The organism is Micromonospora marincola (genome assembly GCF_056150385.1).
In genome coordinates this window covers 32,560-55,125 of sequence record NZ_JAXCFT010000024.1, presented here as the reverse complement: position 1 = coordinate 55,125, position 22,566 = coordinate 32,560, and the positions used below count along the sequence as shown (strand labels likewise).

The following is a 22,566-nucleotide window of genomic DNA, read 5'->3' as shown; positions in this document are numbered from 1 at the left end:
GGCCCCCTGTTAACGCCTGCGGTATAGGCGGGGCCCCCGCTTAACACCTGGCGCGGCGCGCCAGGGGGTCGTGGTGCGCGCCGGGCGCAAGCCTGGTTGGCTGCCGGGATGAGCGGCACCATGGTCCTCCGGCGCGGGAACGCGACCCACCGGTTCTACAGCGTCGTGGTCTTCGTCGTGCTCGCCTCGCTTGACAACGTGGCGATCGGCCTGGTGCCGCCGCTGTACGGGCCGATCTCCGGCGCCCTCGGCGTACCCCAGCGGTTGCTCGGCCTGGTCACCGCCGTGAGCTTCCTGGTCAGCGCGGTGGCGGCGGTGGGCTGGGCGTACGTCGGCGACCGCACCAACCGCAAGCCGCTGCTCATGGTCGGCACGCTGATCTGGGCGGCCGGCACCGGCGGCAGCGCGCTGGCCGAGCGGTACCCGACGTTCCTGGTCGCCCAGCTCGTCGCCGCGATCGGGCTGGGCGCGGTGGGCTCGGTCGGCTTCTCCGTGGTCACCGACCTGATCTCGCCGCGGCGGCGGGGCCTGGTGATGAGCTTCTGGGGCCTGTCCCAGGGCGTCGGCACGCTTGCCGGCACGCTCGCCGGTGGCCTGCTCGGCGCGACCGACTGGCGGCGGCCGTTCCTGCTGCTGACCGGCCTGGGCCTGGCCGCCACGCTGGCGTACCTGTTCACCTACGACATCGCGCGCGGGCAGAGCGAACCCGAGCTGGCCGAGGCGCTGGACGCCGGCGGCGAGTACGACTACCGGATCAGCCGCGCCGACCTGCCCCGGATCCTGGCCCGGCGGACCAACCGCTGGTTGATCCTCCAGGGGCTCACCGCCCAGGCGGCCTTCGGCTCGCTGGTATGGCTGCCGGTGCTGTTCAGCCAGCGGGCCGAGGCGCAGGGCTACTCGGCGGCCACCGCCGTGGTGGTGGGCAGCGTCTTCGCCACCCTGTTCCAGCTCGGCGGCGTGCTTTCCATCGTGGGCGGGCTGGTCGGCGACGCGCTGCAACGGCGTACGCCGAGCGGCCGGGCGCTTGTCGCGGCCGTGGGCATTCTCGCGGCCGTGCCGTTCTACCTGGTCCTGTTCTTCGTCCCGATCCGCATCGACGTGCCCGACGGCGGCGGTTCCGGCGCGGTGGTGGCGGCGGTGCTGTCAAGCGTGCTCACCGAGCCGACGATCGGGCTGAGCCTGCTCACCGCCGTGGTCGCGCTGGCGCTCACGTCGGCGAACTCGCCGAACTGGTTCGCGTTGATCGCCGACGTCAACCCGCCCGAGCACCGGGGGACTGTCTACAGCCTCGGCAACCTGGTCAACGGCGTCGGCCGGGCGGCCGGCAACGGGCTGGTCGGGGTGGCGTTCGCCGCGCTGCGGGTGGCGTTCCCGCCGCCGCTGAACTACGCGGTCGGGCTGGCCGCGTTCCAGTTGTTCTTCGTGCCGACCGGGATCATGTACTGGCTGGCGGCCCGCACCTCGCCCCGGGACATCGCCCAGGTGCACGCGCTCCTGCACACCCGCGCCGACCGCCTCGAAGCCGAAGGCGGGGGCCCCGCTTAACAGGTGGGTGTTAAGCGGGGCCCCCGCCTATGCAGAAAGCGTTAAGCGGGGCCCCCGCCTTACACCCACCACACGGTGACGTCGGTGGGGACCGCGGCGCCGTAGAGGGGGGCGCTGGACGCCAGCACCGTCGCGCCGGCGGGCAGGGGGACCGGCGTTGCGCCGAAGTTGGTAAGCACGGTCAGGTCGCCGTTGGTGAACGTCAGCACCTCGTCGCCGGAGGAGAGGAAGCGCATCGGGCCCCGGGCCAGCGCGTGCTCCCGGCGCAGTCGCAGCGCGGTCCGGTACAGCTCGTACGTCGAGCCGGGCACCCCGCGCTGCCGGTCCAGCGCGTACTCCGCCCACACCGGGGGCTGGGGCAGCCAGCTCGCGTCGGTCGGCCCGAAGCCGTACGACGGGGCGTCGGCCTCCCACGGGATCGGCACCCGGCAGCCGTCCCGGCCGCGCTGGGTGTGCCCGCTGCGCGCCCAGGTCGGGTCCTGCCGGGCCTTGTCGGGCAGCGTGGTGTGCTCCGGCAGCCCCAGCTCCTCGCCCTGGTAGAGGTAGGCGGAGCCGGGCAGCGCGAGCATCAGCAGGCTGGCCGCCCGGGCCCGGCGCAGGCCAAGCGCCACGTCCGGCTGCGGGTCGTCGACGCCGATGCCGTTCGTCCGCCCGCCGTCGGTGCTCAGCCCGAGGCGGGAGGCGTGCCGGACCACGTCGTGGTTGGACAGCACCCAGGTGGTGGGCGCGCCTACCGCGTCGGTGGCCTCCAGCGAGCGGGTGATCACCGCGTACTGGGCCGGGGCGGTCCAGGCGGCCATCAGGTATTCGAAGTTGAACGCCTGGTGCATCTCGTCCGGCCGGACGTAGCGGGCCAGCCGCTCGGCCGGCTCCACCCACGCCTCGGCCACCAGGACCCGTTCCCCGGCGTACGAGTCGAGCAGTCGCCGCCACTCCCGGTAGACCTCGTGCACGCCGTCCTGGTCCCACATCGGCGGGCGCGGTTTGTCCGCCTCGTTGCCGGAGAGGATCTCCTGCGGCTCCTGCCAGTCGGCCAGGTCGGCCTGCTTGATCAGGCCGTGCGCGACGTCCACCCGGAACCCGTCGACGCCCCGGTCCAGCCAGAAGCGGAGCACGTCGAGGAACTCCTCGCGCACCTCCGGGTTGTCCCAGTTGAGGTCCGGCTGGCCGGGGTCGAACAGGTGCAGGTACCACTGCCCGTCCGGCAGTCGGGTCCAGGCCGGCCCGCCGAACACGCTCTCCCAGTCGTTCGGCGGCTCGGCGCCGGCCGGGCCCTTGCCGTCCCGGATGACGTAGCGCTGCCGCTCCGGGCTACCAGGCGCGGCGGCCACGGCGGCGGTGAACCAGCGGTGCGCGGACGAGGTGTGGTTGGGTACCAGGTCGACGATCACCCGCAGGCCGCGGGCCTTCGCCTCGCCGATCAGCGTGTCGGCGTCGGCGAGCGTGCCGAAGAGCGGGTCGACGTCCCGGTAGTCGGCCACGTCGTAGCCGGCGTCGGCCTGCGGGGACGGATAGAACGGGGACAGCCAGATCGCGTCGACCCCCAGCTCGGCAAGGTGGTCGAGGCGGGCGGTGATGCCCGGCAGGTCACCGATGCCGTCGCCGTTCGAGTCGGCGAACGAACGCGGATAGACCTGGTAGATGACCGCCTCGGTCCACCAGCCGGTGGCCGGGGCCTGCTGCGTCGCGTCGGTGTTCAGCGCCTTCTCCCTCAGGTGGTGGTGCGGACGAACGGGTCCGTTCAGTGTGCCCGGGGCGGCGCGGTCGAGTCCCGCACCACAAGCCGAGTGGGGAGGATCACCGAGGCCGGTGTCCGCGGGTCGCCGACGGTGCCCGTCCCGAGCGGGTCGAGCAGGATGCGGGCGGCGAGCCGTCCCTGGTCGGCGGCGGGCTGGGCGATGGTGCTGAGCCCGAGCACGCCGGCGAGGTCGTGGTCGTCGATGCCGATGACGCTGACGTCCTGCGGCACCCGCAGCCCGGCGTCGCGCAGCGCGGTGACCGCGCCCATCGCCATCTCGTCGCAGGCGGCGAAGATGGCGGTCGGTGGCTCGCCCCGGGCGAGCAGCTCGGCGGTGGCGCGGGTGCCGCCGTCGATGGTGAACCGGGACTCGACGTCGAGGCTCGGGTCGGGCCGGAGGCCGGCGGCGCGCAGCGCCTCCTGGTAGCCGCGCCGCCGGTCCAGGTGGGTGGTGAAGGCCAACTCGTCGTCCGGGTCGCCGGAGATGTGCGCGATCCGGGTGTGCCCGAGGTCGAGCAGATGGCGGGTGGCGGTCCGGGCGGCGGCCACGTCGTCGATCCGTACGCAGGGCCAGCCGGGCACCCCGCTGCCGGAGCTGATCGTCACGCCGGGCAGGTCGAGCCTGGTGAGCGCGTGCACGTCGGCGGCGCGCAGCGGGGTGGCGACCAGGATGATCGCGTCCACCCGCTTGTGCAGGCTGGCCGTGCGCAGCACCCGCTGGCGGGTCTGCTCCCGCCCGCCGAGGTTGTAGAGCAGCAGGTCGTAGCCGTTCTGCTGAAGCGAGTCCTCGACCGCCTCGACCACTGTGCCGAAGAACCACCTGGTGATCCGGGGCACCACCACCGCGACCGTGCCGGTCTTCCCGCCGGCCAGCCGGGAGGCGCTCGGCGAGACCGCGTACTGGAGTTGCTCGGCGGCGGCGAGCACCCGGCGGCGGGTGGCGGCGGAGACCGTCGGCAGGCCGCGCAGCGCGCGGGACACGGTGGCCGTGGAGACCCCGGCCAGGCGGGCGACATCGTCAATCTTGGTCATCGTGGCTCCCCGCTGCGACCCGGTCCCCGCCGCCGCCGGTGAGCCGGCGGCGGCGGGGCGGCGGGTCAACCCTTGACGCTCCCGGCGAGCAGGCCCCGCACGAAGTAGCGCTGAAGGGACAGGAACACGATCAGCGGTACGACGATCGACACGAACGCGCCCGCGGTGAGCCGTTGCCACTCGTTGCCCCGGGTGCCGGCGAGTTCGGCGAGGCGGACCGTCAGCGGGGCGGTCTCGTCGCTGCCTCCGGCGAAGATCAGCGCGACCAGCAGGTCGTTCCAGACCCAGAGGAACTGGAAGATGCCGATCGCGGCAAGCGCGGGGGTGATCAGCGGCAGCACGATGGTGCGGAAGATCTTCGGGTGGGTGGCGCCGTCGACCCGGGCCGCCTCCATCAGGTCGCCGGGGAGCTGCGAGATGAAGTTGTGCAGCAGGTACACGGCGAACGGAAGTGCGAAGCAGGTGTGCGCGAACCACACCTGGGCGAACTTCTGCTCGTCGACCAGGTCCCACGCCGGCAGGACCTGGATGCCGGCGACGGTGACGCCGGTGGAGAAGAACCGCAGCAGCGGCACCAGGGCCATCTGGAGCGGCACGATCTGCAGCGCGAAGATCCCGATGTAGAGCCAGTCCCGCCCGCGGAAGTTGATCCACGCCAGCGCGTACGCGGCGAGTGAGGCGAACGCGATCGGGAACAGCACCGACGGGATGGTGATCGCCAGCGAGTTGATGAAGTAGCTGGCGAGCTGCCCGGACGAGCCGGTGCTGAACAGCACGTCCTGGTAGTTCTGCAGGGTGAACTGCGGGTCGCGGAAGAACGTCCACCAGCCGGTGGTCTTGATCTGGTCCTCGGGGCGGAACGAGGAGATGAACAGGCCGAAGGTGGGGATCGTCCAGAGCAGCGCCAGCACGATCGAGACGAGCGTGGCGGTGCGGCTGTTGAGCCGCTTGCGGACCCGGGCGGCCCGGCTGGTCGGCTCGGCGGGTTGGACGCCGGCTCCGACGGTGGGCGTGGCGGTGGTCATCTCAGCCCTCCCGCTGCTTGCGCAGGTTGCGGATCTGGTAGATCACGAGCGGGAGGACCAGGATGAACAGGAAGACCGCGAGGGCCGAGCCCTGCCCGTTCTCGCCGTACCGGAACGCCTGGTTGTACATCTCGGTCGCGATGACGTTCGTGTCGTAGTTGCCGTTGGTGGCGGTCCGGACGATGTCGAAGACCTTGAGCGTGGCGATGGAGATCGTCACCACCACCACGATCAGCGCCGGCCGGATGCTCGGCATGGTGATCCGCCAGAACATCTGCCACGCGGTGGTGCCGTCCAGCCGGGCCGCCTCGATGATGTCCGCCGGGATGGCCTTGATGGCCGCGGAGAGCACCACCATGGCGAAGCCGGCCTGGATCCAGACCATGATCACGATGAGCAGGAACGTGTTCAGCGGTGACTCGAGCAACCACTGCTTCGGCTCGCCGCCCAGGCTGACCACGATCTGGTTGAGCAGGCCGATCTGGTCCTGCTCGTCGCCGCGGTAGGCGTAGATGAACTTCCAGATGATGGCCGCGCCGACGAACGAGATCGCCATCGGCAGGAAGATCAGGGACTTGGCCACCGACTCGAACCGGGCCTTGTCCACCAGGACCGCGTAGATCAGGCCGAACGCGCTTGCCACAAGCGGCACCAGGAGCACCCAGATCAGCGTGTTGACCACGACCCGGAAGATCGAGTCCTCGGCGAACATCCAGCCGTAGTTGTCGAGCCCCACCCAGTCGGTGCTGCGCGCGTCCATGAAGGAGAGCAGCGTGGTGCGGATGGCCGGGACCACAAGCCCGATGGTCAGGAACAGCAGCGTCGGCAGCAGGAAGAAGAACGCGAACATTCCTTCGCGCTGCTTGCGCCGGCGCGGCATCGGGGCGCCGCCGGCCGAGGCCGCGACCAGGCGCGCCTCCCGGCGCGTGGCGAACCAGGCCGGCACCACGTCGAGGAGCAGGAGCAGACCGCCCACCACCGCGACGAAAGCGATCAGCCCGTACATAAGCATGAGGAACTTCGGCTGTTCCGCCGCGAAGTCGAACTCCATCAACCCTCCTTCAAGGGCTCGGATACGGGTGGGTGGCCCGGCCCGCATCACGAACCGGACCACCCGCTCGGATCACTTCCAGCTGCCCTCGATGTCGTTCAGGACGGAGGTGGTGTCCTTGCCGTTGATCCAGGCCACCATGCCCTTCCAGAAGGTGCCCGCGCCGACCGCGGCCGGCATCAGGTCCGAGCCGTCGAAGCGGAACACGGTCTTCTGGTCCTGGAGGATGCCCACGGAGAGCTTGTCCACCGGGTTCGGCACGTTGTTGATGTCCAGCTTGTTGTTCGCGGACACCCAGTCACCGATCTTGGCGCGGCTGTTGGCGAACTCGCCGGAGGCCAGGTAGGTCTGCACCGCCTGGACCTCGGGGCGGTCGGCGAAGGCCCCGACGAACTCACCGCCGCCGAGCACCGGCTTGCCCTTGGCCGGGTCGACGGCCGGGAAGTAGAACGCGAAGACGTCGCCGTCCTCGGCCACCTTGGTGCCCTCGGGCCACTGGTTGGCGTAGAAGGACGCCTGCCGGTGCATCGCGCACTTGCCGGTGGTGATCGGCACGCCGGCCTCCTGGAACGCGGTGGTGGCGATGCTCTTCACGCCGCCGAAGCCGCCGTTCACGTACTTCTCGTTCTTCAGGATCGTGCCGGCCTGGTTGACGGCGGTGACGACCTGCGGGTCGTTGAACGGGATCTGGTGGGTGGTCCACTTGTCGTAGACGTCGGGCCCGCCGGTGCGGAGCAGGACGTCCTCGATCCAGTCGGTGGCCGGCCAGCCGGTCGCGTCCTGGGACTCGATGCCGGCGCACCACGGCTTGGTGCCGCTCGCCGCGATGGTGTCGCTGAGCTTGATCAGGTCGTCCCAGGTCTGCGGAACCTGCCAGCCCTTCTCCTTGAAGGTCTTCGGCGAATACCACACGAAGGACTTCACGTTGGAGCCCAGCGGCGCGCCGTAGAACTGACCGTTGACGGTGCTGTACTTCAGCCAGTCGGGGGAGTAGTTCTGGTCGGCCATGGCCTTGGTGTCGGCGCCGGCCGGCTTGAGCTTGCCCGAGTCGACGAACCGCTTGAGCAGGCCCGGCTGCGGGATGAAGGCGAGGTCCGGGGCGTTGCCGCCGTCCACCCGGACCGGGAGCTGGGCCTCGAACTCGCCGGAGCCCTCGTGGTCGATGTCGATGCCGGTGCAGTCCTCGAACTCCTTCCAGGACTGCTGGAGGCGCTCGTCCTCGATCTCCCGGATCGAGGAGTAGATCGAGACCTTCTTACCGTCGTGACCCTGGTACTTCTCGTATGCCGCGCACTCGGCCGAGCCCGCCTTGTCGCTGCTCTTCTTGTCGTTGCCGGTGCCGCAGGCGGCGACGCCGAGCGCCAGCCCCAGCACGCCGGTGACCGCGAGAGCCTGGCGTGATCTGGCAAACGCCATGCCGATCTCCTTCCTTGCCGGCGCGTGGGGGAAGTCGAACCAGCGCCGGTCCGATGGTCGTCCCAACATGTAAGCGCTTGCATCTCGCCCGGTCCACCCCCGGCCGGACACGGCCAGGTAACAATCCGGAAACCCGTTCACCTGCGTGGGTGCGCTCCCACGGTTCTTCCGCCGAACGGAACTTTCTGCCACCCTGTCCGTATCCCATCGAAGACTTTCAACATAGGAGGCAGTGGATGCGCAAGCGGTGGCTCAGTCTCTCGGCGGGCGTGGCGGTCCTGGCCGCGACCCTGGTCCCGGCGGCGCCGGCGATGGCCGCGCCGACGTTCAAGGTTCCGTTCCCGTGCAACCAGTCCTGGTCCGGGCAGACCCGGTCCGACCACAGCCCGGCGAACGCGATCGACTTCAACCGCGCCGACGATCTGGGCGACCCGGTGGTGGCCAGCGCGCCCGGCACCGTCGACGTGGTCACCAACCTCGGCGACACCAGCTACGGCAAGTACGTGCGGATCAACCACGGGGGTGGCTGGACCACCTACTACGCGCACCTGAACGCGTTCAACGTCTCGGTGGGGCAGACCGTCGGATACGGAAGGGTGATCGGATACGTCGGCACCACAGGCGGCTCCACCGGACCCCACCTGCACTACGAGCAGCGGTCGAGCGGCAGTGCCGTGAAGATCAAATTCAACGGCGCGGCGGCGCTGTACTGGGGCACGAAGACCTACACGAGCGACAACGGCTGCTCCGGAGCGGACACCGGCGCCGGCACGGTGAACACCGCGGGCTCGCCGCTGACCGTGCGCTCCGGCCCGGGCACCGGCTACAGCGCGGTCGGCACGGTGGCCGACGGGGCCGGCGTGACGATCCACTGTCAGACCAGCGGCACCTCGGTCACCGGCACCTACGGCACCAGCTCGATCTGGGACCGGATCGGCTCCGGCCGGTTCATCTCCGACGCCTACGTCTACACCGGCTACGACGGCTACATTCCGGGCGTGCCCCGCTGCTGACCGGGCCGGGCGCGGGGGCGGCGGCTCCCGCGCCCGGAGCCGGTCAGGCGTTCATCCGCCAGATGGCGAAGTTCAGCGCGGCGGCGAACGTGACCCACGCCCAGTACGGCAGCATCAGCAGCGTCGCCGGCCGGGACACCCGGCGGAACAGGGCCACGGCCACCCCGATCGCCAGCCACATCAGCACGATCTCGGCGAACGCCAGCCCGTACCGACCGGCGCCGAAGAAGAGCGGCGTCCAGATCGCGTTGAGCACGAGCTGCGCGACCCAGGCCCAGACCGCCGGGCCGAAGCCGACCCGGCACCAGACCAGCCAGCCGGCGATCGCGATCAACGCGTAGAGCACGGTCCAGACCGGGCCGAAGAGCCACGAGGGCGGTGCCCAGGCAGGCTGCTCCAGGCTCTGGTACTCGGCGGAGGTGCCCCGGACGCCCAGCCCACCGATCGCGGCGGCGGCGAACGTGGCGGCGCCGAACCCCAGCAGGGCCCACAAGCGCCGGCCGCCGCGGGCCCGCCGGATGCTTCCGGAGATCGTCATACCGGTCGGATGCCCGACCCGGCCCGGCACAAACGGCAGGCGATCGGCCGCCGCACGAGAGACGCCGGGGCCGTCGGGTCGGGGCGCTCCGGTCTGGGAGGACGGAGCGCCGAACCCGACGACCCCGGCGGGTCCTCGGTGGTGCGGGTACGGGGGTTACGTGTTGAAGATGCTGACGCCACCCGGGCCGACAAGCAGGCCCACGACGATGAGGACGATGCCCCAGAGGATCTGCCGACGGAAGAGGGCAAGAATTCCGGCGACCACGAGTACGACTGCGAGAATCCAGAGAATCAGCTCCATGACGGCTGAATACCCGGACCTCGGCGCCGGGAAACCTCCCGCTCAGTCGACCTGATCTCCCAGGTGGAAGACGCTGTACGCCTGTTTGATCACGGGGTGCGCGACGTTGCGGACCCGCACCCCGCCCGGGGTGGCGCCGCGTTCGGTGCCGTGGTGGGCGTGCCCGTGCAGCGCCAGCGCGGTGGGGGCCGAGTCGATCGCCTGCCCGAGCTGGTAGCTGCCGAGGAACGGATAGATCTCCAGCGGCTCGCCGGCGAGCGTATCCGGCACGGGGGCGTAGTGGGTGAGCGCGACGAGCGCGTCGCAGTCAAGCGAGAGCAGCGCGGCGGCGAGCGAGTCGGCGCTCTCCCGGGTGGTCCGCACGAAGGACTTCATCTCCGGCTCGCCGAAGTCGCTGGCGCACCGCCCGGCGAACCCGCCGCCGAACCCCTTCACCCCGGCCACGCCGAGTCGCCCACCGGCGCACTCCACCACCGTGCCGGTGCCCTCCAACACGGTGATCCCGGCGTCCTCCAGAACCTTGACCACCTGCGGCACCTGGTCGCACTGGTGGTCGTGGTTGCCGAGCACGGTGATCACCGGCACGCCGAGGTCACCGAACTCCCGCGCCACGCAGCGCGCTTCGGCCTCGGTGCCGTGCCGGGTCAGGTCGCCGGCGAGCAGCAGCACGTCGGCGCAGTCCGGCAGCTCCTCAAGCGCCGGGCGGAACCGGCCCACCACGTCCTCGTCCAGGTGCACGTCGCCGACGGCGGCGATCCGGATCACCATCGAACCTCCCTCACGGCAGCTCCTCGACCTGGGTGGGCGCCTGCGCACGGATCACTCCGATGTCGCTTGTCACAGGCGTGTGCGGGAAACGTTCGGCCACCCGCCGCAGGATCTCCTCGCGCCGGTGCGCGCTCTCCACCTCGCCGTAGAGCACCAGGCCGCGTTCGCGGCGCACCACGGTGATGCCCTGCTCGGCCACGGACGGGTCCTCGGCCAGCATGTTCTGGATCTCGGCCTCGACGTACTCGTCGGGGGGCACGTCGCCGGGCTGTCCGGTCACGGGATCTCCCTTCCGCCGGGCGCGCCGCCGGGCAGCACGTCCAGCCGGTCGAGCAGCACCAGGAACGCCTCCGCGTACGGCGAGTGCTGCGTTTCCTTCCGTACCCGGTCCCAGTCGATCTGTTCCCGCAGCGAGCGGGCGAGTGGCAGGGCGCGGGCGAAGTCGCAGTAGTGCTGGGAGAAGCTGAGCAGCTTGTGCACCATGAGCTGGCTGGCCGACAGGACCGGCATCCGGATCGCGTCCACCGGCCGCTCGATGGTGTCGGCGAACGTCTCCGCGGTCACCGGCGTCTCGATCGGCCGGTGGATGAGGTCCACCATCCGCCCCTCGTCGTAGACCTTGACCAGCCAGTCCTCCGGCGGGCGCTCGGCGGTGAAGCCGGCGTCGACGAGCGCCTCCAGCGCCCGGTCGACGTCGGACTCCCGGATCAGGAAGTCGACGTCGTGGTCGCTGGAGTGGCCGCCGTGCGCGTACACCGCGAAGCTGCCACCGAGCGCGAACGGGATCTCGGACTCCTTGAGCACGGCGGCGACCTTCTTCAGCGTGTGCATCAGGGTCTCGTCCCCGCGCTCGGCCATCTGGGGTCTCCCGTCGTCGTCGTGGGCGGTGAGATTAGGGTGCGTACCCGGCGGACGCCTCGGCCACACCTGTTGGGTCCGCTCGGGGAGGAATGCGACAAAGCGCCGATGGTGAGCATCTACCGGATAACCTGGGTGAGGTGGCCAGCTCACTGCGGACGCGGCGCGGCGGAGCCCGACTGCGCGCCGTCGCCCTGATCGGCATCGACGGCTCGGGCAAGACCACCCAGGCCCACCGGCTCGCCGAGGCGCTCACCGCCGCGGGTCATCCGGCCACCTACCACCGCAACGCCGGCGGTCGCCGCTGGCTCGGCCGGGTCGCCCAGCGGGTCGGCCGGCCGGACGCGCAGCGCCTGGTCGGGCGCGACGGACTGCTCGCGGTCGAGTCCGCGCTGCGCTGGCTGGCCATCGCGCTCGCGCTGCTCAGTTGCCTGGTCACCGGCCGGACGGCGGTGATGGACCGCTGGTCCGCCTGCCAGTACGCAAGCATCCGCGCGCACGGCGGGCACCGGTGGGAACGGCTGACCCGGGCCGGCTACCGGGTCTTCCCGCCGCCCCGGGTCACCTTCCTGCTGACCGTGGACCCGGCCGAGGCGTACCGGCGGATCGAGCAGCGCGGCACCGACCACGAGAGCATGCGGTGGCTCACCACCGCCGACGCCGCCTACCGGTCGCTGCCCGAGTACGCCGGTTTCGTGGTGGTGGACGGCAGTGGCACGGCGGAGGACGTGTCCCGGCGGATCCGGGCGCACCTGAGCGAGTGGCTGCCGGACGACCCGGCGGCCCTGGCCGACCCGGGCGCGGGCGGCCCGCCGCGTCCGACCGGCGGCGGGCGGGACGGTCCGGTGCCGGCTCAGGCCCGCCCGTAGACCGGGATGCTCGCGCCGCTCGTCGGCGCGGACTCGTCGGTGGCCAGGAAACGGATCACCGCGGCGATCTCGGCCGGCGGCACCCACCGGCGGTGGTCCGCGTCGGGTTGGGCGGCCCGGTTGGCAGGCGTGTCGATGACGCTCGGCAGCACCGTGTTGCACCGAACCCCACGCTGCTTGTACTCCACCGCGACCGCGTCGGCGAACGCCCGCACGGCGGCCTTGGCGGTGGCGTAGCCGGCCGCGCCGGGGAACGGGGCCGCCGCCGCCCGGGCCGACACGCAGACCACCGCGCCGCCGCCGGCCGCGACCAGGTGCGGCAGCGCCGCCTGGGTCACCAGGTAGGTCGGGCGCAGGTTGATCCGCAGCATCCGCTCGAACTCCTCGACCGGGGTCTCGTGCACCAGCCCGCCGCTTGCGTACCCGCCGACGAGATTGACCACCGCGCGCAGTGGCGCCGCGGGCTCGCCGGTGGCCGTGGCCACCGCCCGCGCGACGCCCTCGGCGGTGAGCAGGTCCGCCACCACCCGCACCGGGCCGTCGGGCGTCGTCTCCCCGGCCTCCCGACCGGGTACGACCACCCGCCACCCGCTTCCGTGGAAGGCGGCGGTGACCGCGCCGCCCAGCCCACCCGTGCCTCCGGTCACCAGCACCGTGCGTTCCACCATGGCGCTCACGCTAGCCGTCGGTCGCGCCGGTCCGCCGGATGGCCGGCCGGCGGGAGCGAGTCGACCGGACCGGGGGAGGCGGCGGGGCTGCGGTGATGGGACCCTGAACGCGGGGATCAGGCGCGGAAGGCGGTAAATTTCCCGATACGCGGTGTCATGGTTGACGCTCCCGCCTTACTGAAAGTAAGTTTCATCCGTGGCGAAGAGTCCGAAGATTTCTGCGAGTCACGAGCCCGGTGGACTGATCGTCCACATCAGCGGCCTCCTGCCTTCGCTGTCCCCGGCCGAGCAGCGGGTGGCCCGGCTGGTCGTCGCCGATCCCGCCGACGCGGCCCGGCGCACCATCACCGACCTCGCCACAGCCGCCGAGACATCCGAGGCCACCGTGATCCGGTTCTGCCGCTCGGTCGGCATGAACGGCTACCCGCAACTGCGGATCCGGCTCGCCGCCGAGGCCGCCCGCCGGATCGAGCCGCCGGACGCCCGGGTCGTCGGCGGCGACATCCCGCCCGGCGCCGACCTGGCCCAGATCATCGCCACCATCGCGTTCAACGACGCACGGGCCGTCGAGGAGACCGCCGAGCAGCTCGACCCGGCGGTCTGCGCGCAGGTGGTCGAGGCGATCGGCGCGGCCGGCCGGATCGACGTCTACGGCGCCGGCGCCAGCGGCTTCGTCGCCTCCGACTTCCAGCAGAAGCTGCACCGCATCGGCCGCGTCGCGTTCTACTTCCCGGACGTGCACACCGCGCTCACCTCCGCCGCGCTGCTAAGCCGGGGCGACGTGGCGATCGGCATCTCCCACACCGGCACCACGTCCGACGTCATCGAGGTGCTGGAGCAGGCCCGGACCCGCGGGGCCACCACGGTGGCGCTCACCAACTTCCCCCGCTCGCCGATCACCGAGGTCGCCGACCACGTGCTCACCACCGCCGCCCGGGAGACGACCTACCGGTCCGGCGCGACGGCCAGCCGGCTGGCCCAGCTCACCGTGGTCGACTGCCTTTTCGTCGGGGTGGCGGCCCGGAGCCGGGCCAGGACGAAGAAGGCTCTGGAGGCCACCGCCGAGGCCGTCCGGTCGCGCCGGGTGGGCCCGGGGCGGAGGCGGGCATGACGCCGGGGCGGGTGGAGCGCGACGAGGTGGCCGCCGTGCGGCCGGTGGTGCGCGTCGGCGCGCCGACCGAGCGGCGCAACCCGCACAGCGTCGACCTCGACCTGATGTCCACCCGGGACGTGCTCGCCGTGATCAACGAGGCGGACCGGCGGGTTCCGGCCGCGGTGGCCGCCGTGCTCGACGAGATCGCCGAGACCGTCGACCTGGCCGTCGCCGCGCTGCGCGACGGGCACCGGGTGCACTACTTCGGCGCCGGCACCTCCGGCCGCCTCGGCGTGCTTGACGCGGCCGAGTTGGCCCCCACGTTCAACTCGCCGCGGCACTGGTTCTGCGCGCACCTGGCGGGCGGCCCGGATGCGATGTGGCGGGCCGTCGAGGACGCCGAGGACGACGAGGGCGGTGGCGCCGCCGAGGCCGCCGAGTGCGTACGCCCCGGTGACCTGGTGGTCGGCCTGGCGGCCAGCGGGCGCACCCCGTACGTCCTCGGGGCGCTCGCCGCGTCCCGGACCCGGGGGGCCGCGACCGTGCTGCTCTGCGCCAATCCGGAGGCCGAGGCCGCCGGCTCGGTGGACGTGTTCATCGGGGTGGACACCGGACCCGAGGTGGTCACCGGTTCGACCCGGATGAAGGCCGGCACCGCGCAGAAACTGGTGCTCAACACGTTCTCCACGGCCGTGATGGTGCGCCTCGGCCGGGTCTACTCGAACCTGATGATCGACATGGTCGCCACGAACGCGAAGCTGCGTGGCCGCATGATCTCGATCCTGGTGGAGGCCACCGGCTGCGCCGAGGAGGTCTGCCGGGTCGCCCTCCAGCAGGCCGACGGCGACCTCAAGACCGCCCTGGTCACGCTGGTTTCCGGGGCCGAGGTGCCGGCCGCCCGGGCCGCCCTGGCCCGGGCCGCCGACCAGGTACGCGGCGCCCTGGCCCTGCTCGCCTCCTGACGCCCGGGTCCGACCCTCCCGCGCGGCACCCGCCGGCTGCATCCGCCAGGCGGGTGCGACGCGTATCACGTGGCGGGAGGGGACGGCTCTGACCGGGCGGATTGTTCAACGAGGCGGAGGGTAATCCTTCACGGTGGCTGAACCGACCGGTCCGCCGGCTCGTATCACGCAGTGAGCAGGATCGCAGAAACGTGGTGACGCGGCTCGCTGTGTTCATGGAACACGCAATGGTGCCATTCCATGGGCGGGCGGTGATTCCGCTGCCCCGGGCGCCGTTAGCCAGGGCGTCCGCGGGCCACCCGGGTAGGGGTCCTGACAGCAAACATGGACCGGGCTCTCAGCTACCACTCAGGCATTCGTGACAGTTTCGACTCACGGCATGGAATCCCCGACACGTCACATCTGTTGTGTAGGTGTCAGCACCTACGGGCACAGCGGAGGTTACGGGGAGGGCTGATGAACGTGGGGATGGCAAGGAACCGGGCAACCGGCGCGAGCGAGGGGACCGTGGCAATCGTGGACAAGAACATCGGCATGCGTACCGACGAGGTCGCCGAGGAGCGGGACCTGGTCGGCGTCTACCTGCACGAGATCTCCCGGACGCCGTTGCTGGACGCCGCCCGGGAGGTGGAGCTCTCCAAGTCGATCGAGGCCGGCCTCTACGCCGAGCACCTGATCGACACCGAGCGGATTCCCGACGGGGCCACCCGGGAGGAGCTGGAGCGCGTGGTCGTCGACGGTGAGCGGGCCAAGGACCTGTTCATCCGGGCGAACCTGCGGCTGGTCGTCTCCATCGCCCGCCGCTACGTGCGCTCCGGCATGCCCATGCTGGACCTGATCCAGGAGGGCAACACCGGCCTGGTCCGGGCCGTCGAGAAGTTCGACTACGAGCGTGGCTTCAAGTTCTCCACCTACGCGACCTGGTGGATCCGTCAGGCCATCAGCCGGGCGATCGCCCAGCAGGAGCGGACCGTGCGGCTGCCCGTGCACCTGGTCGAGGATGTCAACCGGATGCGCAACGTGGCCCGGCAGCTCACCCGCGAACTGGGCGCCGACCCGGAGCCGGAGCAGATCGCGACCGCGCTCGGCGTCACCGTCGAGCGGGTCAACGAGCTGCGCCGCTGGTCGCAGGACACCGTCTCGCTCGACACGCCGGTGGGCGACGACGGCGACACCAACCTCGGTGACCTGGTCGCCGACAGCGACGCGCCGTCGCCGGAGGAGATCGTGCTCACCGGCCTGGAGCGGCAGCGGATCGAGGGTCTGCTCAACCACCTCGACGACCGGTCGGCCGGCATCATGCGGGCCCGCTACGGCCTGGAGGACGGCCGCGAGCACTCGCTGACCGAGGTCGCCTCCCGGTTCTCGCTCTCCCGGGAGCGGATCCGCCAGTTGGAGATCCAGGCCCTCGGCCGGCTCCGTGAGCTGGCCCGCGCGGAGGGGCTGCAGGCGGCCTGACCTGGTAGTAATGAACGACGAACGGCCGGCGTCCGATAGGGGGACGCCGGCCGTTCGCCGTCGCGATCAGACCCGGCCGTAGCCGGCGATCGTCATGATGTTCATGCTCCGCTTGCTGACGTTGCGGCCCGCGCTTGGCGCGTCGATGATCTGGCCGCTGCCGACGTAGATCGCGACGTGCCCGAGCCCGGAGTAGAAGACCAGGTCACCCGGTTGCAGCGCGCTGCGGCTGATCCGGGTGGTGGCGCTCCACTGGGCCGCCGCGTTGTGCGGCAGTGACTTCCCCGCGGCCCGCCAGGCGGCGAGTGTCAGGCCCGAGCAGTCGTAGCTGCCGGGGCCGTCGTTGCCGTACCCGTAGGGCTTGCCGACCGCGCCGTACGCGTATCGCACGGCCACCCCGGCCTTGCCGGAGACGGACGGCGGCTTGCCCGCCGAACTCGCCTTGGCCGGCGCCTCGGTGGCCCGCCCGTATGCCTTGCGGCGCATCTCGTAGAGGCGGGACAGGTCCGCCTCGATCCGCTTCTTCCCGGCGGTGAGCTGCTTGGCCTGCACCGCCTCCCGGGCGAGCGTGACGTCCAGCTTGGTCTTCTGGTCGATCAGCCGGCGCTGGTCGGCGGTGAAGCCGGTGATGGTGCGCTGCCGCTGGCGGGTGAGCTGGTCGAGCGTGCCCAGCCGCTCCGGCAGCGCGGCCGTGCCGCCCGGCTCCAGCAGGGCTGCTGCGGTGCGCATGCCGCCGGTCTTGTACGCCGTGGCGGCGAGCACGCCCACGTCGGCGCGACTCCGCTCGGCCTGTTCCTGCAATGGGCCGATCCGGGCCTCCAACGAGGCCGCCTCGGCCTTGTTGGCCTTGATGTCCTCGTTGAGCTTGTTGTAGGACTCGACGATTCGCTCCAGCTCAGTCGAGGACTTCTCGATCTGCTTCGTCAGCTCGGCGGGGGTGGGCTCGGCCCGAGCCACCGACGCCGGGGCGAGCAGCGCGGCCGAGAGGCCGGCCACCGCGAGCGAGCGGAGCAGCATCCGTAAGGACGACAAGAGCGGAAAGCTCCTCTCCAGGGTCGGCGGGGACGCGTCAGCGACCCGTCGACACCGGCCCGGCGCCATCCGGGCGGATGGCGGTCGACCGGACCGACCTGGACAACCTAACCCGTGATCAGAGTTGTCGGGAGTTCAAGCAGGGGCGAAAGTTGGCAAAGTGTCGGAAAGTGACAATGATGACGTTCACGGTCTGTGACCGATTCGCGAACCGAATGGCGTCGCGTCGGGCTTGCCTGCGTAGAAGGTGAGGCTCGCCCGATTCGTCGTTCTGGGCGAATGTCGTGCCCACGTTCCGCGCGGAAGGCTGAAACCCGAGGTCGGGTGGCGGATCGGCCACACAATGGGACGCGGATCCGGGAATCCCACCACGGGATCCCGACCCCGGGAGGCCACCGTGCAGACCGATCGTTCCTCCACCCACCCGCCCGCGCCCACCCTGCTCTACGCCCGGCCCGGCATCGTGGTCACCGGCGAGCGCTTCACCGTCGGCCGTCGGAGCTGGCCGGTGGCCGAGATCACCCAACTCCGGACCGCCCGCGGACCGCACGACCGGCTCGCCGCCCGGGCGGTCGGCGTCTCCGCCGCGCTCATCGCGTCCGTCGGCGTGCTGCTCGGCTTCACCGGCGGCCTGCACCGGCTCACCGCCGGGGCGTACCTCACGCTCGGCGCGGCGGGCCTGCTGCCGCTGCTGCTCGTGCTTGCCGGCGACCGCTGGCGGCCCCCGGCGCACGAGCTGTGGGGACGGATCCGCGGCACCGAGGTGCTGCTGTTCAGCAGCGACGACGAGCGGCAGTTCGGCCAGGTCACCCGCGCCCTGGGCCGCGCCCGGGAGGGAGCGCGCCTCGGCGGCTGGACCGACCCGCCGGGCGCCGGGCCGTGGCGACCGACGCGCTGAGCCGTGGTCAGCCGGCGACCGGCTCCGGGGTACGGAGCCGGCGCTCCGCGGCCACCCAGTGGCTCACCCGCCGCTCGGCGTAGAACGAGACGAACGGCACGGTGCCGGCCAACATCACCAGCAGCATCCGCTTCAACGGCCAGTCGGCCCGGCGGGACAGGTCGAACGTGAGCGCCAGATAGAGCATGTAGAGCCAGCCGTGCGCGACGCCCACCACCGCCACCACGCTCGGATTGTCGAAGCCGTACTTCAGCGGCATGCCGATCAGGACCAGCACCACAAGCGCCACGCCCACGATCCAGGCGATCACGCGGTACCGGGTAAGGGCTCCGCCCACCGTCGTCCGTCCTTCCGACCGGCCTCAGCCGGGATAGTCGCCGGGCCGGGCGCCCGGATTGGCGTTCAACCAGGAAAGGTAGCGGTTGTACGCGGCCAGCTCGCCGTCGTCCGCCCCGTCGACCGGGCCCACCGGCACCCGGACGGCCCGCACCGGCCGGCGTACCACAGGGGTGCCCTCGGCGACCGGCTCGCCGCCGGCGGTCGCCGGCGGCGCGGGATCGGCCCGCTGCTCGGACCCCGCCCGCAGCGCCTGCCGCACCTCGCGCCACCAGACGAAGACCACGAAGCCGGCGAAGACCGGCCACTCGATCGCGTAGCCGAAGCTCAACGAGTTGCCTCCGGCAGCCCGGGTGACCTGCCACCAGCACAACCCGAGGAAGCCCACCACCAGCACGACCATGGCCACGTGGCGGGCGATCCACGCCGGTGTCCGGAGCCGCTGCATGCCATCGAGGGTACCGGGGATGCCTGCCGTCTCCGACGCGGCGTCGTAGGTGGGCGTGGTTTGGTGGCACCCGCGCTGGGCATCCGTCTAGTCGCCAGCCCGAACGAGACGAGGGGGCGACGATGACCGAATCGGCAAGCCGGGACGCCAGCCCGGAGCAGCGGGTCACCGAATGGGACGGTGACCACGCCCGCACCGGGACCGTCGACGAGGAGCCGCCCGGAGTGGACCCCGCCGAGCTGGGCGACGAGGACCTGATCCGGGAAGTGCGGAGCCTGCACCGCACCCGGCTGGACACGCTGCGGCACGCCACCGACTCCGCGCTCGCCAACCACCTGCGCCGCACCGCCGAACTGGAGACCGAGTACCTGGCCCGGCACCCGGGCCGCGAGGTCGATCCGCACCGGCTGCGGGACGCCTGATGGCAAGTCACGCCGAGCGCGGCATGTCCGCGCCGCCAGAGGTGGTGTTCAACACCGCGACCGACCCGAACCGCTCCTCCGCCTGGCTGCCCGAGGAACTGCGCCGCTCCGGCACCTGCCGGGTGGAGGTGCTCGACGCCGAGGACATGCGGGCCCGGTGGAGCAGCGACGACTGGTCGGCGGAGATCGACGTGGAGCCGGCCGACGCCGGCGGCGCCCGGGTCCGGCTGGACCTGGCCGGCCCGGACCACGACCTGGCCGACGAGATCCTGGCCAACCTCGACCGCGAGGTGGCCGACAACCTGACCGCCGGTTGACTCCGGCCGGTACGACGACGAGGGAGGCCGGGTTGACCGGGAGTGGCGTGAAGCAGAAGGTGGCTCGGCTGCGCCAGGCGTACGCGCCGCACGAGCACCGACCGCTGGAGGGCTACCTGAAGGCGATGGGCACCTACGCCGGGGTGACCGCGGCACTTGTCGGGGTGGTCCGGTTGACCGGCCGGCCGGTCCCCGAGCGGCCCAGCCCCGGAGACGTGGTGCTGCTCTCGATCGCCACGCACAAGTTGAGCCGGCTGATCTCCAAGGACGCGATCACCAGTCCGTTGCGGGCGCCGTTCACCCGCTACGACCACCCCGGCGGCAGCGGCGAGGTGATGGAGCAGGTCCGCGACGAGGGCAGCCCCACCCGGCACGCGCTCGGCGAGCTGGTGAGCTGCCCGTTCTGCCTGGCGGTGTGGGTGGCCACCGGGCTCACCGGCGGCCTGGTGCTGGCGCCCCGGCTGACCCGGCTGGTGGCCACCGCGCTTACCGCGGTGGCCGCCTCCGACTTCCTCCAGATGGGCTACGCGGTGGCCCAGCGGGCGGCCGAGGGCAGCCACGAGGAGTGAGCCGACGAACGACGGGGCCGGCGCGCACGCGCCGGCCCCGTTCCGCTCGCGCCCGGGGATCAGGTGGGGGTGGTGCCGTGATCCTCGCCGGCCCAGCCGCGGGACGTCTCCGACTCCGGCTCGTCCTCCCCGGTGATGATGTCCCGGTCCACCGCGGTGCGGTCGTGCTCGTTGGCGAAGTCCGGCTCCGGCAGCGTGTCGGTGCCCTCCGGGGGCTGGCCCAGCGCCGCCAGGTGCTCGTGCTCGGGCTCGCGGTCGGTCATGTGCGTCCTCTCGTCGGCGGGCCTCAGATGACCGTGCCGCCGAGCATGTCGGCCACCTCGTCCACCGCGTACTCGCCCTGTGGGAGCGCGGCGACCCGGGTGAGCAGCTCCGCCGGCAGCTCGGCGGCCACCGCCCGGCGGTAGATGTCCGCCTGGCTGATCCGCTCCTGGCCCTGGTAGAGGTGGTCGAGCAGGTCGTCGAGCGGCCTGGTGTCCGGCTGCTCGGTCACTGGCGCGTCATCTGTCACGCCGACCACCTACCCGGCCCCGAACCGGTGAAACGCCGCCCAACCCCGGCTCAGGCCGGGGTGGGCAGGGTGGCCCGGCGGGCGCGGACCGCCTGCGCCAGGTGGTCGAGCACCTCGTCGGTGGTGTCCCAGCCGATGCACGCGTCGGTGATCGACCGGCCGTACTCCAGCTCCCGGGTCGGGTCCAGATCCTGCCGGCCGGCGCGCAGGAAGCTCTCCAGCATGATCCCGACGATGCCGCGCTGGCCGGCGGCGAGTTGCGCGGCCACGTCCGCGGCGACAAGCGGCTGGTTACGGTGGTCCTTGCCGCTGTTGGCGTGACTGGCGTCGATCACCACCCGCTCGGGCAGGCTCGCGGCGCGCAGCAGGTCCAGCGCCCCGGCCACCGACTCCGCGTCGTAGTTGGGCCGGCCGCCCCCGCCGCGCAGCACCAGGTGGCCGTCGGCGTTGCCCCGGGTGTGCATGATCGCCGGAATGCCCGACACGTCGATGCCGGGGAACACGTGCGGCACGCCCGCGGCCCGGATCGCGTCCACGGCGGTGGCGATGCTGCCGTCGGGGCGGTTCTTCATGCCGATCGGCATGGACAGGCCGGAGGCGAGCTGCCGGTGCACCTGGCTCTCCACCGTCCGGGCGCCGATCGCCCCCCAGGCCACCGTGTCCGCGATGTACTGCGGGGTGATCGGGTCGAGGAACTCGCAGCCCACCGGCAGGCCCAGCCGCAGCACGTCCAGCAGGAGGGCACGCGCGGTGCGCAGGCCGGTGTTCACGTCGCCGGAGCCGTCAAGCGCCGGGTCGTTGATCAGGCCCTTCCAGCCCACGGTCGAGCGCGGCTTCTCGAAGTAGACCCGCATCACCACGAGGAGGTCGTCGGCGACCCGGTCGGCGGCCTCGCGCAGCCGGCCGGCGTATTCCAACGCGGCGGCCGGGTCGTGTACCGAACACGGGCCGACCACCACGAGCAGCCGATCGTCGGCGCGGTCCAGCACCCGGCCGACCGCACGCCGGCCGGCCACGACGGCCTCGGCGAGGGGAACGTCGAGCGGCAGGTGGTGGTGGAGCAGGGCCGGGGTGGTCAACGGCACGACACGGTCGATCCGCTGGTCGATGACCCGGCGGGCATCCGGGGACGTGGTCACGGTGGGATTCCTTCCGCCGACCGTGCCCCGGGGCCGGCGCCCAGGGATCGAGCCGGCTGCTCGCATGCGAAAGGGCAGGGAAGCATCCCTGCCCGGCCGGCTCGAAGAGGTGGTGACGTCAGCTCACGGTCGAGTCACCGGCTCCTCCAGCCGGCTGCCTAAACCATCGATACGACCGCGTCACGCCGGCCAGCGTACCCGACGCGCCCGTGAACGCCCGCGCCGTTCCGCGAAGCGGGACGCGGGGTATGGGAACAGCCATGAGTCACGACCAGAGCGACCAGGACCGGATCTCCTCCCGCGCGCACCTGCTACCCGAGGAGGCGGCGGTGGGCAGCGACGACGCGCAGGCCCAGGCCGACGCGATCCTCGCCGAATCGGACCTCCGCGAGGAGGACCGGAACGCCGCCCCGGACACGGTGCTGGAGCACCGGACTTCCGCCGAGACCGTCAACCCCGTCGAGCCGCCCGACTGAGCGCGACGCCCCGGCCCCGCCGGCCCCGCGACGTGCGGCGGGGACGGCGGTCCGGTGCCGGGCGGCGGTCCTCGGCTAGCG

At 71.9% G+C, this 22,566-nt stretch carries 27 protein-coding genes and 1 pseudogene; 11 read left to right on the top strand and 17 right to left on the bottom strand.

Features of this window, described 5'->3' with window-relative positions; translation table 11 throughout:
• The first annotated feature begins 108 nt into the window (after positions 1–108).
• Complete coding sequence (locus tag SM450_RS28885; protein ID WP_474622938.1) at positions 109–1,545, top strand: MFS transporter; 1,437 nt, start codon at positions 109–111, stop codon at positions 1,543–1,545.
• A 59-nt stretch (positions 1,546–1,604) separates the two neighbouring features.
• On the opposite strand, the gene SM450_RS28880 is transcribed toward SM450_RS28885, so the two are convergent.
• The 5 genes from SM450_RS28880 to SM450_RS28860 all read right to left on the bottom strand — a co-directional run bounded on the left by SM450_RS28880 (position 1,605) and on the right by SM450_RS28860 (position 7,807).
• Positions 1,605–3,245, bottom strand: coding sequence for a glycoside hydrolase family 13 protein (locus tag SM450_RS28880; RefSeq protein WP_474622947.1), 1,641 nt, complete (start codon positions 3,243–3,245; stop codon positions 1,605–1,607).
• A gap of 41 nt (positions 3,246–3,286) precedes the next feature.
• On the bottom strand, positions 3,287–4,315 hold the full coding sequence (locus tag SM450_RS28875) for a LacI family DNA-binding transcriptional regulator (protein ID WP_474622937.1): 1,029 nt from the start codon (positions 4,313–4,315) through the stop codon (positions 3,287–3,289).
• A 65-nt stretch (positions 4,316–4,380) separates the two neighbouring features.
• Positions 4,381–5,340 (bottom strand): carbohydrate ABC transporter permease, encoded by a 960-nt coding sequence (locus SM450_RS28870; protein ID WP_474622936.1) that lies wholly within the window; start codon positions 5,338–5,340, stop codon positions 4,381–4,383.
• 1 nt (position 5,341) lies between these two features.
• A complete protein-coding gene (locus tag SM450_RS28865) occupies positions 5,342–6,391 on the bottom strand; it encodes a carbohydrate ABC transporter permease (RefSeq protein ID WP_474622935.1) in 1,050 nt (349 codons plus the stop codon).
• A 72-nt stretch (positions 6,392–6,463) separates the two neighbouring features.
• Entirely contained in the window at positions 6,464–7,807 is a 1,344-nt protein-coding gene (locus SM450_RS28860) for an ABC transporter substrate-binding protein (protein WP_474622934.1), read from the bottom strand.
• A gap of 236 nt (positions 7,808–8,043) precedes the next feature.
• Between SM450_RS28860 and SM450_RS28855 the strand changes: the two genes are divergently transcribed.
• Positions 8,044–8,820 carry a M23 family metallopeptidase gene (locus SM450_RS28855; protein ID WP_474622933.1) on the top strand — a complete coding sequence of 259 codons (777 nt, stop codon included), beginning with the start codon at positions 8,044–8,046 and terminating at the stop codon, positions 8,818–8,820.
• Positions 8,821–8,863: 43 nt separating this feature from the next.
• On the opposite strand, the gene SM450_RS28850 is transcribed toward SM450_RS28855, so the two are convergent.
• The 5 genes and pseudogenes from SM450_RS28850 to SM450_RS28830 all read right to left on the bottom strand — a co-directional run bounded on the left by SM450_RS28850 (position 8,864) and on the right by SM450_RS28830 (position 11,287).
• Positions 8,864–9,358, bottom strand: a complete 495-nt coding sequence (locus SM450_RS28850; protein ID WP_474622932.1) for a TspO/MBR family protein — start codon at positions 9,356–9,358, stop codon at positions 8,864–8,866.
• 156 nt (positions 9,359–9,514) lie between these two features.
• Positions 9,515–9,661, bottom strand: a complete 147-nt coding sequence (locus SM450_RS28845) for a GPGG-motif small membrane protein (protein WP_013288160.1) — start codon at positions 9,659–9,661, stop codon at positions 9,515–9,517.
• Positions 9,652–10,429 (bottom strand): annotated as a pseudogene (locus tag SM450_RS28840) (metallophosphoesterase family protein). The gene SM450_RS28845 and the pseudogene SM450_RS28840 overlap by 10 nt, the downstream one beginning before the upstream one ends.
• 10 nt (positions 10,430–10,439) lie before the next feature.
• A complete protein-coding gene (locus SM450_RS28835) occupies positions 10,440–10,649 on the bottom strand; it encodes a hypothetical protein (protein ID WP_474622946.1) in 210 nt (69 codons plus the stop codon).
• A 56-nt stretch (positions 10,650–10,705) separates the two neighbouring features.
• Positions 10,706–11,287 carry a nucleotidyltransferase gene (locus SM450_RS28830; protein WP_474622931.1) on the bottom strand — a complete coding sequence of 194 codons (582 nt, stop codon included), beginning with the start codon at positions 11,285–11,287 and terminating at the stop codon, positions 10,706–10,708.
• A 140-nt stretch (positions 11,288–11,427) separates the two neighbouring features.
• Between SM450_RS28830 and SM450_RS28825 the strand changes: the two genes are divergently transcribed.
• On the top strand, positions 11,428–12,156 hold the full coding sequence (locus tag SM450_RS28825) for a nucleoside/nucleotide kinase family protein (RefSeq protein WP_474622930.1): 729 nt from the start codon (positions 11,428–11,430) through the stop codon (positions 12,154–12,156).
• Here the strand turns inward: SM450_RS28825 and SM450_RS28820 are convergent.
• The gene (locus tag SM450_RS28820) at positions 12,141–12,824 is read right to left on the bottom strand and encodes an SDR family NAD(P)-dependent oxidoreductase (RefSeq protein WP_474622929.1); all 684 of its coding nucleotides are present in this window, start codon (positions 12,822–12,824) and stop codon (positions 12,141–12,143) included. The two genes, SM450_RS28825 and SM450_RS28820, sit on opposite strands and share 16 nt — an antisense overlap.
• 196 nt (positions 12,825–13,020) lie before the next feature.
• Between SM450_RS28820 and SM450_RS28815 the strand changes: the two genes are divergently transcribed.
• From SM450_RS28815 to SM450_RS28805, 3 genes are all read left to right on the top strand, one after another.
• The gene (locus tag SM450_RS28815; RefSeq protein WP_474622928.1) at positions 13,021–13,935 is read left to right on the top strand and encodes a MurR/RpiR family transcriptional regulator; all 915 of its coding nucleotides are present in this window, start codon (positions 13,021–13,023) and stop codon (positions 13,933–13,935) included.
• Positions 13,932–14,879, top strand: coding sequence for an N-acetylmuramic acid 6-phosphate etherase (locus SM450_RS28810; protein WP_474622927.1), 948 nt, complete (start codon positions 13,932–13,934; stop codon positions 14,877–14,879). The genes SM450_RS28815 and SM450_RS28810 overlap by 4 nt, the downstream gene beginning before the upstream one ends.
• Positions 14,880–15,347: 468 nt before the next feature.
• Entirely contained in the window at positions 15,348–16,337 is a 990-nt protein-coding gene (locus tag SM450_RS28805; RefSeq protein WP_474622945.1) for a sigma-70 family RNA polymerase sigma factor, read from the top strand.
• A gap of 66 nt (positions 16,338–16,403) precedes the next feature.
• Here the strand turns inward: SM450_RS28805 and SM450_RS28800 are convergent, their stop codons facing one another.
• Entirely contained in the window at positions 16,404–17,369 is a 966-nt protein-coding gene (locus tag SM450_RS28800) for a C40 family peptidase (RefSeq protein ID WP_474622926.1), read from the bottom strand.
• A 397-nt stretch (positions 17,370–17,766) separates the two neighbouring features.
• On the opposite strand from SM450_RS28800, the gene SM450_RS28795 reads away from it, so the two are divergent.
• Positions 17,767–18,267 (top strand): DUF6232 family protein, encoded by a 501-nt coding sequence (locus SM450_RS28795; RefSeq protein WP_474622925.1) that lies wholly within the window; start codon positions 17,767–17,769, stop codon positions 18,265–18,267.
• A gap of 7 nt (positions 18,268–18,274) precedes the next feature.
• Here SM450_RS28795 and SM450_RS28790 read toward each other — a convergent pair whose 3' ends face one another.
• Together SM450_RS28790 and SM450_RS28785 are read right to left on the bottom strand one after the other, a co-directional pair.
• Positions 18,275–18,604 (bottom strand): DUF3817 domain-containing protein, encoded by a 330-nt coding sequence (locus SM450_RS28790; protein ID WP_474622924.1) that lies wholly within the window; start codon positions 18,602–18,604, stop codon positions 18,275–18,277.
• Positions 18,605–18,628: 24 nt separating this feature from the next.
• Positions 18,629–19,051 carry a hypothetical protein gene (locus SM450_RS28785; protein WP_474622923.1) on the bottom strand — a complete coding sequence of 141 codons (423 nt, stop codon included), beginning with the start codon at positions 19,049–19,051 and terminating at the stop codon, positions 18,629–18,631.
• A gap of 122 nt (positions 19,052–19,173) precedes the next feature.
• Here SM450_RS28785 and SM450_RS28780 point away from each other — a divergent pair, with 122 nt between their 5' ends.
• The 3 genes from SM450_RS28780 to SM450_RS28770 are packed head-to-tail and all read left to right on the top strand — an operon-like array spanning position 19,174 to position 20,359.
• Positions 19,174–19,473 carry a DUF6158 family protein gene (locus SM450_RS28780; RefSeq protein ID WP_474622922.1) on the top strand — a complete coding sequence of 100 codons (300 nt, stop codon included), beginning with the start codon at positions 19,174–19,176 and terminating at the stop codon, positions 19,471–19,473.
• Positions 19,473–19,790 carry a hypothetical protein gene (locus tag SM450_RS28775; RefSeq protein WP_474622921.1) on the top strand — a complete coding sequence of 106 codons (318 nt, stop codon included), beginning with the start codon at positions 19,473–19,475 and terminating at the stop codon, positions 19,788–19,790. Before SM450_RS28780 ends, SM450_RS28775 begins: the two co-directional genes overlap by 1 nt.
• Positions 19,791–19,822: 32 nt before the next feature.
• On the top strand, positions 19,823–20,359 hold the full coding sequence (locus tag SM450_RS28770; RefSeq protein WP_474622920.1) for a DUF1360 domain-containing protein: 537 nt from the start codon (positions 19,823–19,825) through the stop codon (positions 20,357–20,359).
• Between the two features lie 59 nt (positions 20,360–20,418).
• On the opposite strand, the gene SM450_RS28765 is transcribed toward SM450_RS28770, so the two are convergent.
• From SM450_RS28765 to SM450_RS28755, 3 genes are read right to left on the bottom strand one after another with little or no spacing between them, the layout of a single operon-like run.
• A complete protein-coding gene (locus SM450_RS28765) occupies positions 20,419–20,622 on the bottom strand; it encodes a hypothetical protein (protein WP_474622919.1) in 204 nt (67 codons plus the stop codon).
• A 23-nt stretch (positions 20,623–20,645) separates the two neighbouring features.
• The gene (locus SM450_RS28760; protein ID WP_474622918.1) at positions 20,646–20,870 is read right to left on the bottom strand and encodes a hypothetical protein; all 225 of its coding nucleotides are present in this window, start codon (positions 20,868–20,870) and stop codon (positions 20,646–20,648) included.
• A 50-nt stretch (positions 20,871–20,920) separates the two neighbouring features.
• Positions 20,921–22,075, bottom strand: coding sequence for a 3-deoxy-7-phosphoheptulonate synthase (locus tag SM450_RS28755; RefSeq protein ID WP_474622917.1), 1,155 nt, complete (start codon positions 22,073–22,075; stop codon positions 20,921–20,923).
• A gap of 194 nt (positions 22,076–22,269) precedes the next feature.
• Between SM450_RS28755 and SM450_RS28750 the strand changes: the two genes are divergently transcribed.
• Positions 22,270–22,485, top strand: coding sequence for a hypothetical protein (locus SM450_RS28750; protein WP_474622916.1), 216 nt, complete (start codon positions 22,270–22,272; stop codon positions 22,483–22,485).
• Positions 22,486–22,566: the final 81 nt, after the last annotated feature.

What these genes read in the sequence shown, in the direction of transcription:
- SM450_RS28885 (WP_474622938.1), top strand. Translation starts at nt 109, where the DNA reads ATGAGCGGCACCATGGTCCTCCGGCGCGGGAACGCGACCCACCGGTTC.
- SM450_RS28875 (WP_474622937.1), bottom strand. Translation starts at nt 4,315, where the DNA reads ATGACCAAGATTGACGATGTCGCCCGCCTGGCCGGGGTCTCCACGGCC.
- SM450_RS28870 (WP_474622936.1), bottom strand. Translation starts at nt 5,340, where the DNA reads ATGACCACCGCCACGCCCACCGTCGGAGCCGGCGTCCAACCCGCCGAG.
- SM450_RS28865 (WP_474622935.1), bottom strand. Translation starts at nt 6,391, where the DNA reads ATGGAGTTCGACTTCGCGGCGGAACAGCCGAAGTTCCTCATGCTTATG.
- SM450_RS28860 (WP_474622934.1), bottom strand. Translation starts at nt 7,807, where the DNA reads ATGGCGTTTGCCAGATCACGCCAGGCTCTCGCGGTCACCGGCGTGCTG.
- SM450_RS28855 (WP_474622933.1), top strand. Translation starts at nt 8,044, where the DNA reads ATGCGCAAGCGGTGGCTCAGTCTCTCGGCGGGCGTGGCGGTCCTGGCC.
- SM450_RS28850 (WP_474622932.1), bottom strand. Translation starts at nt 9,358, where the DNA reads ATGACGATCTCCGGAAGCATCCGGCGGGCCCGCGGCGGCCGGCGCTTG.
- SM450_RS28845 (WP_013288160.1), bottom strand. Translation starts at nt 9,661, where the DNA reads ATGGAGCTGATTCTCTGGATTCTCGCAGTCGTACTCGTGGTCGCCGGA.
- SM450_RS28835 (WP_474622946.1), bottom strand. Translation starts at nt 10,649, where the DNA reads ATGCTGGCCGAGGACCCGTCCGTGGCCGAGCAGGGCATCACCGTGGTG.
- SM450_RS28830 (WP_474622931.1), bottom strand. Translation starts at nt 11,287, where the DNA reads ATGGCCGAGCGCGGGGACGAGACCCTGATGCACACGCTGAAGAAGGTC.
- SM450_RS28820 (WP_474622929.1), bottom strand. Translation starts at nt 12,824, where the DNA reads ATGGTGGAACGCACGGTGCTGGTGACCGGAGGCACGGGTGGGCTGGGC.
- SM450_RS28810 (WP_474622927.1), top strand. Translation starts at nt 13,932, where the DNA reads ATGACGCCGGGGCGGGTGGAGCGCGACGAGGTGGCCGCCGTGCGGCCG.
- SM450_RS28805 (WP_474622945.1), top strand. Translation starts at nt 15,348, where the DNA reads ATGGCAAGGAACCGGGCAACCGGCGCGAGCGAGGGGACCGTGGCAATC.
- SM450_RS28785 (WP_474622923.1), bottom strand. Translation starts at nt 19,051, where the DNA reads ATGCAGCGGCTCCGGACACCGGCGTGGATCGCCCGCCACGTGGCCATG.
- SM450_RS28780 (WP_474622922.1), top strand. Translation starts at nt 19,174, where the DNA reads ATGACCGAATCGGCAAGCCGGGACGCCAGCCCGGAGCAGCGGGTCACC.
- SM450_RS28775 (WP_474622921.1), top strand. Translation starts at nt 19,473, where the DNA reads ATGGCAAGTCACGCCGAGCGCGGCATGTCCGCGCCGCCAGAGGTGGTG.
- SM450_RS28765 (WP_474622919.1), bottom strand. Translation starts at nt 20,622, where the DNA reads ATGACCGACCGCGAGCCCGAGCACGAGCACCTGGCGGCGCTGGGCCAG.
- SM450_RS28755 (WP_474622917.1), bottom strand. Translation starts at nt 22,075, where the DNA reads ATGCGAGCAGCCGGCTCGATCCCTGGGCGCCGGCCCCGGGGCACGGTC.
- SM450_RS28750 (WP_474622916.1), top strand. Translation starts at nt 22,270, where the DNA reads ATGAGTCACGACCAGAGCGACCAGGACCGGATCTCCTCCCGCGCGCAC.